The following is a 15908-nucleotide window of genomic DNA, read 5'->3' as shown; positions in this document are numbered from 1 at the left end:
TCCGGTACAGAACAGTCCGCCACACTAAGCCTCCAGTTCGAGAACCATTCCGTCATAGGCGGGTTCGACGCCCGCGGGCAATGTCTGGCGCAATGTCTGATAATCCATTTCTGGCCCCATATGGGTCAGGATGACGTGCCCCACACCGAGGCGCTCGCGCCACTCCAGCACGCGTTCGAGCCAGGCATGAGCCGGATGAGGCTCGTACTGGAAGCAGTCCACGATCCAGGTCCGCACGCCTTCAAGCAGCATCAGGGACTGCTCTGAAAGCGTCTCGACATCCGTGCTGTAGGCGAAGTTTCCGCATCGCACGCCCAGAGAGGTAATCCGACCGTGACGCTGCTCGAAAATCCGAGCGGTCAGACCGGGGAACGTGACTGTTTCTCCGGGCTGCACGACATGCTCGTCAAAAACCGGCCGATAGAACTCTGGTCCTTTCCACGGCGCGAACGCATAGGCGTAACGCAGGCGCAGTTCTTCCAGAACATCCGGCGTGGCCAGCAGCGGCAGAGGCGTTTCGATCACGCGGTTGATGGCCCGCAATTCGTCCAGACCACCGATATGGTCGCTATGCGGATGCGTGTAGAGAACCGCATGCACATGGCTCAGGCCACAGCTCAGCATCTGATTGCGAAAATCCGGCCCGGAATCCACCAGAAGCCGGAAACCGCCCTCACCTTCGATCACGACTGAGGAACGCGAGCGCCGGTTACGTGGCTCCGCTGGATCGCAGGCGCCCCAGATCCCCGTCCGTGGACCCTCCTCGCCCCCGATCATGGGAACGCCGGCAGAGCCACCACATCCAAGGATCGTCACTTTCACGCAGCGATCCTCGGGAACAGACGGCGAGCGTTTTCAGATGTGATCCGCGTGATTTCATCCAGCGACACTCCCCGCTCTTCAGCCAGCCGAGCCGCCGTGTGCGCGACGTAACCCGGCGTGTTGGGTTTTCCGCGTTTCGGGACAGGTGCCAGGAACGGACTATCCGTCTCGACCAGAATACGGTCTTCCGGCACCATCCGCGCCACTTCGCGGATTTCCTCGCATTTAGGGAAGGTCAGAAGGCCGGAGAAGCTGATATAGCCCCCCAGTTCCAGCGCCGCTTCCGCCAGTTTCGGACCTGACGCAAAGCAGTGGATCAGGAACGGAAACGCTCCCCTGGCGTGTTCCTCACGCAGGATGGCGATCATGTCGTCATCGGCGTTGCGGGTGTGGATGACGACGGGCAGTCCCGTCTGGCGTGCGGCCGCGATATGGGTACGGAAAGCTGCGTGCTGCGCTGGTTTGGCTTCATCTCCGCTATGGAAATAATCCAGCCCCGTCTCTCCAATTGCCACGACGGCTGGAGCTTCGGTCCTGGCGACGAGTTCCTCGACGGACGGCAGACGCTCCTCGCCCGCATAATCCGGATGAGTGCCGATTGCACACCAGATGCGCAGATCCGGCGTATCATGCTGCGTCAGGGCGATCTGGGTATCCGCCTGTGAAAAGCGCGTGCCAATCGTAATCATGCCAGACAGGCCGGACTCCCGCGCCAGTTCGAAAGCGGGCGCGAGATCATCGAGCTTGTCCAGATGACAATGCGTGTCGATCAGTCCCGTCATGCCTCTTCCTCGACAAAGCGCGGGAACAGACCTTCGGGTTTCGGAAGCGTGCGACCCGGTGGAAGCAGCGTTTCAAGAGCCGCGAACGTCCGCTCGTCGTCCTGCACACCGAGTTGGGTCAGCATCCGGTCCATCGTGTTCGGCATGTAGGGCTGAAGCATGGTTGCGATACCGCGGATCATGTCCACGAGGACACGCAGCACATCCGCCATCCGCTCCGGATCGGTCTTTTTCAGAGCCCACGGCGCCTGACGGTCGATATAGGAATTGGCGGCGCGGATGACCTTCCAGACTTCTTCCAGCGCATCGGTGATCGCCTTGCGCTCGATCTGCTCGGACATGATCGTCGGCAGCAGCGTCACCATCGCCAGCATGGCCTGATCGTCTTCGGTGAGCGTGCCGCGCTCGGGCAGAACGCCGCCCAGATTGCGGGCCACCTGGCTCAATGTGCGCTGGCACAGATTGCCGAGATCGTTCGCCAGCTCGACATTCGTGCGCGTAATCATGGAGCGGCGGCTGAAATTGGAATCGCCGCCAAACGGCACTTCGCGCATCAGGAAGAAGCGCAGCGCATCCAGCCCGAATTCGTCGGCCAGCGCCTTCGGATCAAGGACGTTACCGAGAGACTTGCTCATCTTCTCGCCCTCGACCGTCCACCAGCCATGGGCGAAGACGCTCTTCGGCAGATCAATGCCAGCCGCCATCAGGAAGGCGGGCCAGTACACGCAGTGGAAACGCGCGATTTCCTTGCCAACGACATGCACATCCGCCGGCCAGAACTTCGCGCGTGGATCGTTGAGGTCTGGATAGCCTACAGCCGTCAGGTAGTTCGCCAGCGCATCGAACCAGACATACATGACATGGTCCGGATCGTTCGGGACCGGAACACCCCATTTGAAGCTCGTGCGGCTGACGGACAGGTCACGCAGCCCCTGACGCACGAAGCTCTCGATCTCACGACGCGGGCCGACGGGGCCGATGAAGTCGGGATTGTCTTCATACAGCTTCAGAAGCCGGTCCTGAAAATCGGACAAGCGGAAGAAATAGGACGGTTCCTTGACGCGCTCGACCGGTGCACCAGACGGTGCCACGAATGTTCCATCCGGCTTTTTGACGAGTTCGTCTTCGCCGATGAAGGCTTCATCGCGGGTGGAATACCAGCCTTCATAGGCGCCCAGATAGATATGTCCGTTCGCCGCGACCTTTTCCCACAGCGCCCTGGCCGCGCCCTTGTGGCGCTCCTCGGTCGTGCGGATGAACTCATCGGTCGAGATCGCCATGTCCTTCTGCATCTGGCGGAAGGAGGCTGAAACCTCATCGGCATAGGCCTGCGGGTCCATCCCCTTGGCGACGGCCGTCTGCTCGACCTTCTGGCCATGCTCGTCAGTGCCGCTGACGAACAGCACCTCTTCGCCGTTCAGGCGATGGAAACGGGCCAGAACGTCGGCCGCGATGGAGGTGTAGGCATGCCCGATATGCGGAGCGCCGTTCACATAGAAGATCGGGGTCGTGATGGTGAAGCGCCGCGTCATGTCCACTCGTTTCATAACGCCCGGACCATCTCAGTTGCCGGAAGCGAGTTCCGCTGCCTGACGGATGGCCTGGGCCTTGTCCAGATTGAAGCCTTCGGTCTGACGCCTCAGCGTGTCCAGTTCGGAACACTGCCGCGCCGCCAGATCGGCCTTTGCCAGATCCCCGCGCCGCGCTGCCGAGCGCGCACGGTCTGCCAGTCCCTCGCCTAGCAAATCGCAGAGCAATGCGAAACCTTCAGCCTCCTTCGCAATACGCTCGCTCAGGGCCATGGTTTCCGACCCGCGCACCTGTCCGGCAAGGATTTCCGCCACAAATGAGGCAATCGCGCCGTCCCGGTCCTGCGCCAGAAAGAGTGCGCGGCCCGGCGATCCATGCGCCCGCGCCAGCACATCCGCAGAGATGCCCGGCAGTGCGACCCGCATATCCGCATCCGACAGCGCGGACAATGTGAGCATCCGGCAGCGGCTGCGGATCGTGGGCAGGAGCGCGCCCGGAGAGGAAGTGGTCAGCAGCAGGGCACAGCGCGGGGGCGGCTCTTCGAGGATCTTGAGCAGCGCGTTGGCCGCGAACCGGTTCAGATATTCCGCCCCGTCCACGATCACCACGCGCCATCCGCCTTCGGTCGCCGTGTGATGCAGAAACGTCTGGACCGGGCGCACATCTGCTGCGGTAATTTCACCGCGCAGACGGCCTTTTTTCTCGTCCACGGTCCGCGAGATTTCCAGCAGGTCGCCATGCGTTCCGGCCACGATACGCCGTGCCTGCGACGAGTCCGGATTTTCCGCATTCAGCAGCAGCCGGGCCAGACGGAACGCCAGCGTCGCCTTGCCGATTCCTGCCGGACCGCAGATCAGCCAGGCATGATGCAGCCTGCCACTGGCCAGAGCCTGCCGGAACGTCGCTTCCGCCTCGGCATGGCCATACAGGTTCAGAGTGTGCCGTGGATCACTCACACGCCCTGAACCGTCAGGATATTATGCACGGCTTGCAGGAGTGCCGCACTAACGGCCTCCGGCGTCTGGCCAGCATCGACCCGTTTCACGCGCGCCGGATCAGCCGACGCAATCGCATCGAACCCGGCCAGAACGCGCTCGTGGAATGCTTCCGCCTGAGCCTCGTAACGGTCCGTCTGGCCGCCCCGCGCTTTCAGACGCGCGAGCGCCTGCGTCCGGGGGAGTTCCAGCATCAGCGTCAGATCCGGCTCGAAATCCACGAGTTTGCGGGCACCATTCAGGAACGCCAGAACTTCGGACGCCCCCTGCCCGATGCCATAGCCCTGATAGGCCAGCGTCGAGTCATGGAAGCGGTCACAGACCACGATTTCGCCACGCGAAAGTGCAGGCAGAATGGCGTTGTCGAGATGGTCCGACCGGGCGGCCATGTGCATCAGGATTTCCGCCCGCCAGGACAGATCGACCTTCCCGAACAGCAGCAGGTTGCGGATTTCCTCCGCGCCCGGCGTACCACCGGGCTCCCGCGTCAGAAGGACGTCGTGCCCTTCCGCGCGCAGGGCCTCAGCCAGAAGGCGGGCCTGGGTGGATTTCCCGGCCCCCTCGCCGCCTTCCAGCGTAATGAACAGTCCTTTTCCAGCCATGCCCTTACTGCGCGGGACCATGGCCCAGACGCGTCATGGCGCGGGCGACCAGTCCAAGCTTTGCAACCGATTCGCCCGCCTCAAGCGGTACGCGGATGTCAGCCATGTTCGGCGCGGAAATCACCAGCGCACCGCAGACCTGGCCCTTCGTCACCGGCGCGATCACCGGAGAGGCATAGTCCACCCCGATATGGGAGCGCTGCTGCCAGCCCACCGGGAGCGTCATGACGATATCGGCCCCTGCGACCAGCGGGACCTGACGGTGTTCGCCCATCCAGACCGGCGCGGAATCCACAACCTGTCCGCGACGGAACAGCGTGGCGTTCTCGAAATTCGCAAACGCCCAGGACATCAGGCGCTCGCCCTCATGGGCACGTTCATTGCTCGACGCCGTGCCGTTGATGACGACGATGACGCGGTTGCCGTTGCGCTGAGAGCTTGCACAGAGTCCGAAACCACCCGCATCCGTATGACCGGTCTTCAGACCGTCAGCGAGGCCCTTGTCCACCAGCACGTTCCGGTTGCCCTGACGGATGTGGTTATAGGTGAACTCAAGCTCACCGAAATAATGATAATACTGCGGGAAATCGCGGATCAGATGCGACGCGATTGTCGCGACATCACGCGCCGTCATGTAGTGGCCGTCTGCCGGCAGACCCGTGACGTTGACGAAATGCGAGTTCATCATGCCGAGCTTCGGCGCTTCCTCGTTCATCATCGCAACGAAGCGCTCTTCCGAACCGGCGATACCTTCCGCCAGAACGATGCAGGCATCGTTGCCGGACTGGATCAGCATGCCCTGGATCAGATCGGACACCAGAACGCTCTGGCCCAGCGGCACGAACATCTTGGAGCCCTGCGTGCGCCAGGCTTTCTCGCTGACCGGCAGGCTCTGCTCCAGACGGATACGCCCCGTGGCCAGCATGCCGAACACGATATAGGCCGTCATCATCTTCGTCAGCGAAGACGGAGCCATGCGCTCGTCCGACGCCTTGTCGAGCAGGACTGCGCCCGTGTCGTAATCCACGACATAGGCCCAGCGCGCCACCGTATCGAACGGGCCGATCGGCGTATTCGCCGGCGTGCCGACAGGAGCGTCCGCCGCAGGAGCCGCAGCGGCTTTCGCAGCATGGCCTGCATGACGGTGCGGGCGCGCAAACGCCTTCAGGGGCCCCGCAAAAGAAGCACAGGCCGCAATGCCTGCCACCCCACCGAAAAGAGAGCGTCTAGTCCGCACGTTCGTCCCCAGTTCCACGGCCTTCAGACAATGGGCCGTCATTCCACAATGATCCGCGCGCCCTCTACCCCGCACAGGCGGGTGCGGTCCAGTGCCGCGTCCGCCTGTGCGGTATCGGCATAAGGACCACCAAGGGCACGCCATTCCAGTCCCGCGCCTTCGGAGGCGTGCTGAACCGTACCGCCACAACGCATGGCGACACTCGCCGCCGTCGCATGGCCGGAAAATATTCCCATCAGGACATACAGACCCAATGGCCCCGGACTGCCCTGCATCCATGTCGCGGGCAGCGGCCCCACGGCAACGGAGGACGCCGCCGCGGACGAGTCGTTGCCATAAACCCGCGAAGACCCGTCACTCAGGGATGTCTCGCGGACCTCCCCGACGGGAGCCGCGGAGATGTTCTGGGCCAGCGGCCTGCCCAGCCCTTCCGCCAGAGAGCGGCTGGCCGCTTCGTCTTCCGTGACCTCAACGGGCGTATCCGCGGTCATGCCCAGCAGATCGGCTGCCTTGGGAGAAAGCGCGATAATCCGCCCCGGATCGGCAGGTCCACGATCGGTCAGCCGGATACGCACGATCCGCCCGTTCAGCAGATTGCGGACACTGACGATCGCCGGAAGCTGGAGCGTCTGATGCGCGCCGGTCATGCCGTTCGCGGACCAGACCTCGCCATCCGCCATCAGTCCGCCAACCGGTGCGTGCTGCCGCGTTGCCAGACCTGTCACGTGATAGTCGAACTGTTCGGCGGGATAGAACCACCCGTGCGTTCCGCGCCATGCGCTTCCCAGTTCGTAATGCGGGTGCGCGGCAGGCGTGGGTTCCTCACGGTGACAGGCCGCAAGAAGCGGCAGAAGGGCCAGAGCGACCCCGTAATTACGCAGAGACAATGCCCGTCCCCAGAAGTCCGACGCCGAGCGCATAATAGTCCGAAGGGTTATAGCGGCGGATCACGTTGAAGTTGTGATAGACCATGAAAGCCTGCGTCCCCGGACCATCCGGCTGCACGACAGCGCCTTTAACGTCCGTGCGGGAGAACGCCGTGCCGTCCGCACGTCTTGCGCCCAGCGCCATCCACTCGCCGAGCGTCCGCTGCCGGGTCCGACCGATCTCGGCCTTGTCGAGCACTCTGGTCAGCGTGATCTCCTGTCCCCAGGGCTCGTTGACCTGCCAGCCGCATTTACCGAGATAATTGGCGATGGAGGCGAACACATCCGCTTCGGACGTCCAGATATTGCGTTTGCCATCCCCGTCTCCATCCGCCGCGTAGCGCAGATAGGCGCTGGGCATGAACTGCGCCTGCCCCATGGCGCCCGCATAGCTGCCGATCATGGCGGCCGGTGCGATATCGCCGTCATTGAGGATCTGAAGAGCCTTCATGAGTTCGTTGCGAAAGAAGGCAGAACGTCGCCCGTCAAAGGCCAGCGTCGCGAGAGCGTCGATAACGGAGTACGTCCCGTCATGTGCGCCAAATCCCGACTCGAGCCCCCAGATTCCCATGACGGCACGGTCGTCGCACCCAAAGCGCGCGCTGACGGGAGACATCACCGCCTGCTGCGCGGCATAGACGCTCCGTCCTTTTGCAAACCGCGACTCCGGCAGGACCCGATCCCGGTACTGCGCCCAGGTCAGGGTGAATTCCGGCTGGTGACGGTCGAGTTTGAGCACGGAGGCATTGGGCCGCGTCGTCAGGCTGAGCGCCTGGGAGACGATCGACGGCGAAAGACCCTGCGCGAGTGCCTGATTACGGATACTCCCGAGAAAGGCGGCGTAATCCTCAGCGCGGGCTGACGAAAGCCCGACTGCCGCCGAACCGGCAACGGAAGTCAGGGCGGCGAGCAGATGGCGTCTTTGAAGCACGGTCAGGACCAGTCCCTTACGGGGAGAAATGATAGGACATACGCTAGCAATCCGCAGCACGGACCGCCAGTCTCGGCGGGAGTGTCGCAGCTCATTCGCGCCGAAATATGGCACGGCAAGATTGTCGTTGACGCGCTGGCGTGCGAAACCGACGCCTCAATGTTCATGGAACCTCCCCACTCGTGATCGCCATCGGCCCCGCCATGGCCTCGCAGCCAGCCTGGCTGAAGGCAGCCACCATCATCGTCAGCACCTTCATTCTCGAAGACGTGGCAACGGTGCTGTCCGCCGTCGCCGCCCGCGCCGGAGAAGTCAGCATTCCGCTGGCGCTCGGGGCCCTCTATTTCGGGGTGGCAGTCGGGGATATGGGTCTGTACGGGCTTGGCGCCGCCGGTGCCCGCTGGCCCTATCTCAGGCGCTTCCTGACCCTTCCCAAACGCGAACGGACACAGGACTGGTTCAGCACGAACGTCGTCCGCATCGTGGCTATCTCCCGCTTCGTGCCCGGTGCCAGACTGCCCCTCTATACCGCATGCGGTTTCTTCCGCGCGCCGTTCCTTCCCTTTGCCATGACCGCGGTTCTGGCTACGCTGGTCTGGACGACGTGTCTTTTCCTGCTTGCCATGAAAATCGGGGGCTGGCTGCTCGCCCATCAGGGGGGCTGGCGCTGGGCCGGGCTGGCGGGGTTCGTCCTGTGTATCGTTGTCGTCGGGCGCCTGATCGCCCGTCTCCAGACCGTGAGCCAGTAACAGCAATGTCCAAGTCAGAAGCCGACCAGAACCCCCTCTCCCTTTTCGAATTCTGGCCTGGATCCATCTTCTACACCCCCATCGTCCTGTACTGGATCGCCATGGGGATCAAATACCGCGATCTCAGCATCTCGACCGCCGCCAATCCGCGTATTGAAACCGGCGGCCTGTGCGGCGAGAGCAAATCATCCATCCTCGACATGGGCGGTTCCACGGCACAGTCCTATATCGCACCTTACGTGGTCTTCCGCAGCGGCAGGGGTTCCGTTCGCCGGGCGCTGGACGCCATGGAGCGCAAGGGCCTGTCCTTTCCCGTCGTCATCAAGCCCGATATCGGCTGCAATGGCACAGGTGTGAAGCTCGTCCATAACCGCGAACAGCTCGAAACCGTCCTGCCGCAGTTCCCTGATGACGTGGACATGCTGGCACAGGACCTCATCACCTACCCCGTCGAGGCTGGACTGTTCTACATCCGCCATCCCGACGAGCCGCATGGCCGCATCACCTCGATCACCTACAAGGAGGCGCCGGTCCTGACGGGTGATGGCGTGTCCACGATCGAGGAACTGATCCTGCGCGATCCCCGCATGGGTCTCGTCCCGCAGATCTATCTGCCGCGTCTGGCCGGACGGGAGAAGAACGTCCTCGCCAAGGGTGAGGAAATGCCGCTGGTCTTCGCGGGAAACCACTGCAAGGGTTCCGTTTTCCGCGACGGCCGCGCCGACACCACGGACGCGCTGACCACACGCCTCGACGCCATCATGAAGGACATCCCGGATTTCCATTTCGGGCGCGTGGACGTGAAAGCCGCTTCCATCGAGGATCTGCGCCGGGGCGAGAACTTCCGGATCATCGAGATCAATGGCGTTGGTTCCGAAGCGACCCATATCTGGGATCGCCGCACGACGCTGTGGGAAGCCTATCGCGCCCAGTTCTCCCATTACCGTCAGACTTTTCTGATCGGGGCCGCCAACAGGGCGCGCGGCTGGAAGACGTCGGGCGCGTTTTCGATGCTGCATTCCTGGCGCAAGCAGCGCCGGCTGCTGGCGTCCTATCCGCTGAACGACTGAAGCCGGCGCGGCAAGCAGGCCCTACTGGCCCAGTTTGCCGCCACCGAAAATGTAATTGCTGACCTGCTGTTCGAGCGAAAGCTGATCCCGCGTATCGGTGATCCTGCCCCCACCGGACAGTGTCGTGCGGGAATGACCCGGCTGAATCTGCAAGGCGTTATCCGCGGTCATGGTCGGCGCGCCGATGCCCACGGCCGTATCAACGGGAAGGTGCAGGCGCTGGTCCACCGTAAAGGCGACATCGGCCATCTGCGTGCGCGGATCGAGCGTGATGGACACGACACGTCCCACTGGCACACCCGCGAGATCGACATTCGCGCCCGCATGAAGACCATTCGCGGAATTGAAGGCCGCGTGCAGGATCTCGCCCTGAAAATCGGGCCCTCTGCGCAAGGCATTGCCGTAGACAAGGAATGTCCCGGCAATCACCAGGACAAGACCACTGGCCAGGATGGCGCCCCCACGACCGCTCAATGTTGACTGCATGCCAGCCTCGCTCTTGCCGGAAAATCTTGAACAGAACGGGAGTTAGTCCCGCCATGACCGCCCGGTCAAGATGGAGACCGGGGCTGCGTCGAAGGTTGCGTCCGCTGGCACCATCAGGCAAGTGATCTGCTTTTCCGCCTTTGTGATGAAGGCTTAGACCCGAAACAGGCTCCATGACACTTCTCCAGGCCCTCATTCTCGCCATCATCCAGGGAATTACCGAACCCTTCCCGGTCAGCAGCCTCGGTCATGCCGTTCTGCTCCCCGCGCTCCTGCATTGGGATCTGGACGAACACGCCCCGATGTTCCTGCCATTCCTGACCATGCTGCATGTCGGAACGCTGGTCGCACTGGCCGGTGTGTTCTGGCGGGACTGGATGGCTATTCTGGGCGGCATGTTCGGCCGTTACGGGCGTTATGCGCAGATGGAGGCGATTCGGATCTTCGGGCTGCTCGTGATCGCGACCATTCCCGCCGTGCTGGTCGGCTGGCTGCTGGAACATCGTCTGCGCGCCGTATTCGGCACACCCCTCGCCGTTGCGGGGTTCCTGATCCTCAATGGCTTCCTGCTGATGGTCACCGAATGGCTCCGGCGCCAGAAGGGCCACCGCGACCACAAGCCCATTGCAACCCTTGCTCCGCAGGATGCCGTGATCATCGGCATCTGGCAGTGCCTGGCCCTGCTGCCGGGTTTGTCGCGTTCGGGAGCAACCATGAATGGTGGCCTTCTGCGCGGACTGGACCATGAAACAGCCGCGCGGTTTTCGCTCCTGATGGCCCAGCCCATCGTTCTGGCCGCAACAGTGCGCGAAGCCTGGCAGATGCGACACATGACGATTTCGCACGACGTCATGGTGCAATGTGTCGCCGGTGCCGTCATCGCGGGACTGACCGCGCTGATCTGCTCGCTGCTGATGCTGCGCTTCTTTCGTAACCATGATGGCTGGGCCCTGACACCGTTTGGTGTCTACTGCGTTCTGGCCGGCCTTTTCGCCGGTGCCGTCATTCTTCTCTGACCTTTCCAGCCGCCGTTTTTCGCGGCACATTGCGGATCATGCCAGCTTCGATACAATCTCCTCCCGATCTCCCCGGGCCAGACCGCCGAAAGACCCTTGAACAGGTCCTTTTCGAGAACGACACGAACGGCCTCAAGCGCAGCCTGACGGCGACGCAGTTGATCATCCTCGGGGTCGGGTCCACGATCGGCGCTGGCATCTATGTCATGACGGGCACGGCTGCTGCCGAATATGCCGGCCCCTCGGTCCTGATTTCGTTCGTCATCGCGGCCCTTGCCTGCCTGTTCACGGCCTTTTCATACGGCGAACTTTCCTCGACCCTTCCCGTATCGGGCTCGGCCTATTCCTACGCCTATATCTCGATGGGCGAGAAAGTGGCCTGGATGGTCGGCTGGCTCCTGCTTCTGGAATACGGCATCTCATGCTCCGCCGTCGCGGCTGGCCTGTCGGGTTATGCAAGCTCCCTGCTGGGCGTCACCGGCTTTCACATGCCGTCGGCACTGACCCACGCAACGCTCCAGCCCATGCCCGGCACAGCCGGGGCACAGATCAGCGCCGACTGGCGGATCGATCTGATCGGCTTTACCGCGACGCTGCTGGTGACCGTCCTGCTGGTGCGGGGGGTCGAGGAATCCGCCCGCATCAACACCATGATCGTGGCGCTCAAGGTCGGGGTGCTGTTCGTGTTCGTCGCGCTGGGCATCGGGGCCGTCAATCCGGCGAACTGGCACCCCTTCATTCCCGCCAGTGAAGGCGGTTTCCACTACGGGGTGCGCGGCATTTTCCGCGCGGCTTCAGTCATTTTCTTTGCCTATGTCGGCTTCGAGGCCGTTTCCACCGCCTCGGCCGAGGCCCGCAACCCCACCCGCGACGTGCCGATCGGCATCATCGGCAGCCTGCTGATCTGCACCATCGTCTACATGATCGTCGCGACCGTCCTGCTCGGCATCGTGCCCTATCGTGAACTGGATGTGCCCGATCCGCTCGCCATTGCCGTAAAGATCATGCACACGCCCTGGCTCTCCCTGCTGGTCAATATCGGCGCCACGATCGGCCTGTGCTCGGTCCTGATGGGCCTGATGTACGCGCAGTCCCGCGTCCTGCTGACCATCAGCCGCGATGGTCTGATCCCGCAGATCTTCAGCGTCATCCATCCGAAATTCCGCACGCCCTGGATCGGGACCATCGTTCTCGGCCTCGTGGTCGCACTCATCACCGCAACCCTGCCAATCGACATCATCAGCGATCTCGTTTCCATCGGGACGGCTGCGGCGTTCGGGATTGTCTGCTTCACCGTGATCTGGCAGCGCAACACGCGGCCTGACATCGTGCGTCCCTTCAGCGTCCCGCTGGGCGGTATCCGCATCCGCGGGATCTGGATCGGCACGACACCCGCGCTCGGCATCCTGTTCTGCCTGGTCATGACCATTCCGCTGGTTTCGGACATGGTCCATGCCGTTACCAGCGGCAACCCTGTGCCGCTGATCCTTCTGGTAACCTATCTGGCGCTGGGCATTGCAACTTACGCCTTCTATGGACAGCGCCATTCAAAAATGCGCCCCGCGCCCCCCTCAGCCTAGCACCCCTCAATCTGACGACATCGACGAACTGCCGGGCCCCATATCCGGGCCCATATAGCTTCCCGGTGGCGGCCGGCTGATCGGAGGCGCCATCCGTTCCCACGGGTCCTGCGCACCGACTGCTGGCGGCATCATGGAGAAACGCGAACGGGGCAGCGCCTCGGGGCATTCATCGCGAATGCGGGCAATGATTTTCTCGCGGATATCGCACCGCAGATCCCAGCTCTGAAGCGCCGTGCGGGCACTGGCGATAATGCGGATGGACATGACATGCGCGTCGCAATCCGCCACCTGCACGTCAAACACGCGCCCGTCCCAGAGCGGACAGCCGCGCACAATCTCGTTCAGCATCTCGCGGATCTTGTCCATCGGCGCCTGATAATCGACCCACAGGAACACGACGCCGATGATGGCCGCGGAATTATGCGTCCAGTTCTCGAACTGGTTCTCCAGGAAATACGAGATCGGCACGATATGCCGCCGCCAGTCCCAGACCCGCAGCACCACATAGGTCGCGTTGATTTCCTCGACCCAGCACCAGTCGCCATTGATGATGATCAGGTCTTCCATCCGGATCGGCTGGGTCAGCGCAATCTGCACACCCGCGATCAGATTCGTCAGCAGCCCGCGCGCCGACAGACCGACGATCAGGGACGCCGCCCCTGCCGACGCAAACAGGGATAGCCCGTACTGCTTGACGGAGGGAAACAGCATCAGCGCCGAGGCCACGGTCACAATCCCCACCAGGATTTCCGTCAGCCGTCGCAGAACGCGGATCTGCGTCTGATGCGAACGGATCATGATGTCGTCCGTCTCCTCGCGCGCCGCGAGACGGTTGAGATAAACCTCCGTCATGATCCGGAAGACCATGATGGTCGAGAAACCGAAAGTCAGGATCAGCAGGAACAGAAAGAAAAGCTGAAGATCGTCTTCCTGCGCCGCCGTGAATCCTGTTGCGGCCGGCAGTGCGGACAGCATGGCCAGAAGGGCCACCATCAGCCGTGTCGGCCTGCGCAGAGACGAGACGATCCGTCGGATCAGCGCCGCCTTGCGCGAACCGGGTATCCGCAGAAGCTGTGTCGTAACCAGATTACCACAATAGAACGCCAGCACCCCTACGACCACCAGCATCAGTACCGAAACGACGGAAGCGGGAAGCCAGGTGAAATAGGACCGTATGGCAAACAGTGTGCTGACGAAATGTTGCGTCACCAGATGAAGGGCTCCTTGCATCAAAAGGAATTGCGGGCCTGAAGAGGCCGAATTGATTTGAAAACCATTATATCTCGAATGCCACGGGCAGCACGGCCAACGCGACCCGTAAAAACATCTTATTTTACATCGTATTTTCCTGGGACTAACGTGTTGACACCCTGAAAGATCCCCCTTAAAACCCCGCGACAACGCCGGTTAACCCCGGCCGGATGGCGGTGTAGCTCAGTGGTAGAGCAGGGGAATCATAATCCCTTGGTCGGCGGTTCAAATCCGTCCACCGCTACCATCCCTTTTCCAAAAACAGAAAATTTATTGCGGCAATGCCTGCTGTACGGGACCACTTTCCTGTATTCTGCAACGCATGATCAAGAAACCCCTCGCCGTCGTGACGATGGTCTATAATGAGCCGGAACATCTTCAGTTCTGGTGCCGTCATTATGGTGCTCAGGTCGGAGAAACCGCCTGCTATGTGGTCGATCACGGATCGGATGATGGCTCGACAGAGCATCTGCGGCAGGTGAACGTCGTGCGGATCCCCCGCTCCCCGCAGGACGATGAGCGCCGCGCCCGAGCCATCGGAAAATTCTGCGACAGCCTGCTCGAATGGTATGACAGCGTCATCTATACGGACGTGGACGAAATCCTGCTCGCGGACCCGGCGTTTGTCCCTTCCCTGACGGAATTCGCGCTTCTCAACCGCTCCCCGGTCGTCACCGCCACCGGCTTTGACGTCATCCATATCCCGGACGAGGAAGCGCCGTTCGACTACAGCCGCCCCTTATCCTTTCAACGCCGACATCTCCGCTTTTCCAGTGCGATGTGCAAACCGGTCCTGACCCGCATTCCCATTACATGGGCTCCCGGCTTTCACTGCTGCGAAGAAGCCGTCCCCAGTCTTGCCTCCCCACTTTTCCTGTTCCATCTCCGCTACGCGGATCTGGCGTCGGGACTGGAGCGGCTGGACCGCACCCGCAGGCAGCCCTGGATCTCCGAAGACGTCGGACGTCACCAGCGTCTGGAAAACACGGATTGGGAGAATATGCTGCGCAGCATGGCGGGACTGCCCCGGACGGACAGTACGCTCGATAACCGTGACGCGCGTCTGGCTCAGTGGCGCCAGCAGGTCGAGGATAGCACGCAGACACGTCTGCACGACCGTTACCGCCTCGATCTCCATCTGAGCGGCACCGAACTGTGGAGCCTTCCCGAGCGGTTCGCAGGACGGGTCTGAGACACAAAAAAAGCCGCCCCTTTGGGGGCAGCTTTTTTATCCGTCCGAAACGAGCCTTCAGTCCGCTTCGACCTCGGTCGCGCGATGATCCTGTTCCTCGTCCGAGGAGCGCTCGGCGTTATATTCGACCTCCTGCTCCTGCGACGGCTGCTCCTCTTCAGAGCGTTCGCCACGCGCCTCACGCCGGTCTTCATAAGCGCGCTGGCGCTGCTGCTGACGCTCCGTGCGTTCCTGCTGGCTCTTCTCGGCAGCCTGGTTCATGGCATTGAGAATACGGAAATAATGCTCCGCGTGCTGGAAATAGGCCTCTGCAAGAATGCGATCGCCAGTTCCGGTCGCGTCGCGGCCAAGCTGGAGATACTTCTCGAACAGCTGCTGCGCCGTACCACGGACCCGCAGATCGGGTCCGGTACTGTCAAACACATGGTTGCGGTTCAGAGGTGTCTGGGCATTGCTGCTGCGTGATGGCCCACTACCCGCACGATGATGCCGGCCTCTTATGCGCTTCATATTCATCGACCCGTGATGCACTTTCATGATGACGTGGACCGTTCTGCAAGCACAGAAAATCCAACCGCCGCTGTCGAAAAAGACGTCTGTCTGTTCCGCTATGGCTGAACCCGGCCCAGCCAGTCTTCCATCGTCAGTTCATGATGACCAATGCATGATGACATGAGCGATGGGCAAAGATGCGCCTGACAGCGTTGATAAAACACTCTCAGTTCGCATGCGTTGG

General features: G+C 62.1%; 16 protein-coding genes and 1 tRNA gene. 6 read left to right on the top strand and 11 right to left on the bottom strand.

The features are described 5' to 3' along the window. Positions 1 to 24: 24 nt before the first annotated feature. From GFJ39_RS01055 to GFJ39_RS01020, 8 genes are read right to left on the bottom strand one after another with little or no spacing between them, the layout of a single operon-like run. A complete protein-coding gene (locus GFJ39_RS01055; RefSeq protein WP_325062767.1) occupies positions 25 to 822 on the bottom strand; it encodes an MBL fold metallo-hydrolase in 798 nt (265 codons plus the stop codon). After that, positions 819 to 1604, bottom strand: coding sequence for a TatD family hydrolase (locus GFJ39_RS01050; RefSeq protein ID WP_153429159.1), 786 nt, complete (start codon positions 1602 to 1604; stop codon positions 819 to 821). The genes GFJ39_RS01055 and GFJ39_RS01050 overlap by 4 nt, the downstream gene beginning before the upstream one ends. Continuing rightward, complete coding sequence (gene metG / locus GFJ39_RS01045) at positions 1601 to 3136, bottom strand: methionine--tRNA ligase (protein WP_153429158.1); 1536 nt, start codon at positions 3134 to 3136, stop codon at positions 1601 to 1603. The genes GFJ39_RS01050 and metG overlap by 4 nt, the downstream gene beginning before the upstream one ends. A 30-nt stretch (positions 3137 to 3166) precedes the next feature. Further along, positions 3167 to 4090: a DNA polymerase III subunit delta' gene (locus tag GFJ39_RS01040; protein ID WP_325062766.1), complete on the bottom strand. Its 924-nt coding sequence runs from the start codon at positions 4088 to 4090 to the stop codon at positions 3167 to 3169. Continuing rightward, positions 4087 to 4731 (bottom strand): dTMP kinase, encoded by a 645-nt coding sequence (gene tmk, locus GFJ39_RS01035; RefSeq protein ID WP_153429204.1) that lies wholly within the window; start codon positions 4729 to 4731, stop codon positions 4087 to 4089. The genes GFJ39_RS01040 and tmk overlap by 4 nt, the downstream gene beginning before the upstream one ends. A 4-nt stretch (positions 4732 to 4735) precedes the next feature. After that, the gene (locus GFJ39_RS01030) at positions 4736 to 6010 is read right to left on the bottom strand and encodes a D-alanyl-D-alanine carboxypeptidase family protein (RefSeq protein WP_153429157.1); all 1275 of its coding nucleotides are present in this window, start codon (positions 6008 to 6010) and stop codon (positions 4736 to 4738) included. Continuing rightward, complete coding sequence (locus tag GFJ39_RS01025) at positions 6007 to 6855, bottom strand: septal ring lytic transglycosylase RlpA family protein (RefSeq protein WP_228391725.1); 849 nt, start codon at positions 6853 to 6855, stop codon at positions 6007 to 6009. Before GFJ39_RS01025 ends, GFJ39_RS01030 begins: the two co-directional genes overlap by 4 nt. Next, on the bottom strand, positions 6842 to 7825 hold the full coding sequence (locus tag GFJ39_RS01020) for a lytic murein transglycosylase (RefSeq protein WP_325062765.1): 984 nt from the start codon (positions 7823 to 7825) through the stop codon (positions 6842 to 6844). Before GFJ39_RS01020 ends, GFJ39_RS01025 begins: the two co-directional genes overlap by 14 nt. A gap of 182 nt (positions 7826 to 8007) precedes the next feature. On the opposite strand from GFJ39_RS01020, the gene GFJ39_RS01015 reads away from it, so the two are divergent. Next, complete coding sequence (locus GFJ39_RS01015) at positions 8008 to 8574, top strand: DedA family protein (RefSeq protein WP_325062771.1); 567 nt, start codon at positions 8008 to 8010, stop codon at positions 8572 to 8574. Positions 8575 to 8579: 5 nt separating this feature from the next. Continuing rightward, positions 8580 to 9644: an ATP-grasp domain-containing protein gene (locus GFJ39_RS01010; RefSeq protein WP_153429155.1), complete on the top strand. Its 1065-nt coding sequence runs from the start codon at positions 8580 to 8582 to the stop codon at positions 9642 to 9644. 21 nt (positions 9645 to 9665) lie between these two features. On the opposite strand, the gene GFJ39_RS01005 is transcribed toward GFJ39_RS01010, so the two are convergent. Next, positions 9666 to 10130: an MlaD family protein gene (locus GFJ39_RS01005; protein WP_153429154.1), complete on the bottom strand. Its 465-nt coding sequence runs from the start codon at positions 10128 to 10130 to the stop codon at positions 9666 to 9668. 173 nt (positions 10131 to 10303) lie between these two features. On the opposite strand from GFJ39_RS01005, the gene GFJ39_RS01000 reads away from it, so the two are divergent. Together GFJ39_RS01000 and GFJ39_RS00995 are read left to right on the top strand one after the other, a co-directional pair. Continuing rightward, on the top strand, positions 10304 to 11146 hold the full coding sequence (locus tag GFJ39_RS01000; protein WP_153429153.1) for an undecaprenyl-diphosphate phosphatase: 843 nt from the start codon (positions 10304 to 10306) through the stop codon (positions 11144 to 11146). Positions 11147 to 11184: 38 nt separating this feature from the next. Then, positions 11185 to 12726 (top strand): amino acid permease, encoded by a 1542-nt coding sequence (locus GFJ39_RS00995; protein ID WP_153429152.1) that lies wholly within the window; start codon positions 11185 to 11187, stop codon positions 12724 to 12726. A 6-nt stretch (positions 12727 to 12732) separates the two neighbouring features. Here GFJ39_RS00995 and GFJ39_RS00990 read toward each other — a convergent pair whose 3' ends face one another. Continuing rightward, entirely contained in the window at positions 12733 to 13938 is a 1206-nt protein-coding gene (locus GFJ39_RS00990; protein WP_325062764.1) for a mechanosensitive ion channel family protein, read from the bottom strand. Between the two features lie 214 nt (positions 13939 to 14152). On the opposite strand from GFJ39_RS00990, the gene GFJ39_RS00985 reads away from it, so the two are divergent. Both GFJ39_RS00985 and GFJ39_RS00980 read left to right on the top strand, forming a co-directional pair. Then, positions 14153 to 14227: transfer RNA gene (locus GFJ39_RS00985), tRNA-Met, on the top strand. A 75-nt stretch (positions 14228 to 14302) separates the two neighbouring features. Further along, the gene (locus tag GFJ39_RS00980) at positions 14303 to 15172 is read left to right on the top strand and encodes a glycosyltransferase family 2 protein (protein WP_153429151.1); all 870 of its coding nucleotides are present in this window, start codon (positions 14303 to 14305) and stop codon (positions 15170 to 15172) included. 57 nt (positions 15173 to 15229) lie between these two features. Here GFJ39_RS00980 and GFJ39_RS00975 read toward each other — a convergent pair whose 3' ends face one another. Beyond that, the gene (locus GFJ39_RS00975; protein WP_228391729.1) at positions 15230 to 15688 is read right to left on the bottom strand and encodes a DUF4167 domain-containing protein; all 459 of its coding nucleotides are present in this window, start codon (positions 15686 to 15688) and stop codon (positions 15230 to 15232) included. Positions 15689 to 15908 lie beyond the last annotated feature (220 nt).

The organism is Gluconobacter aidae (assembly GCF_009547075.1).
GTDB classification, from domain to species: domain Bacteria; phylum Pseudomonadota; class Alphaproteobacteria; order Acetobacterales; family Acetobacteraceae; genus Gluconobacter; species Gluconobacter aidae.
Note: the sequence above shows the minus strand (reverse complement) of the source record. Positions and strands in the feature narration are given on the sequence as shown.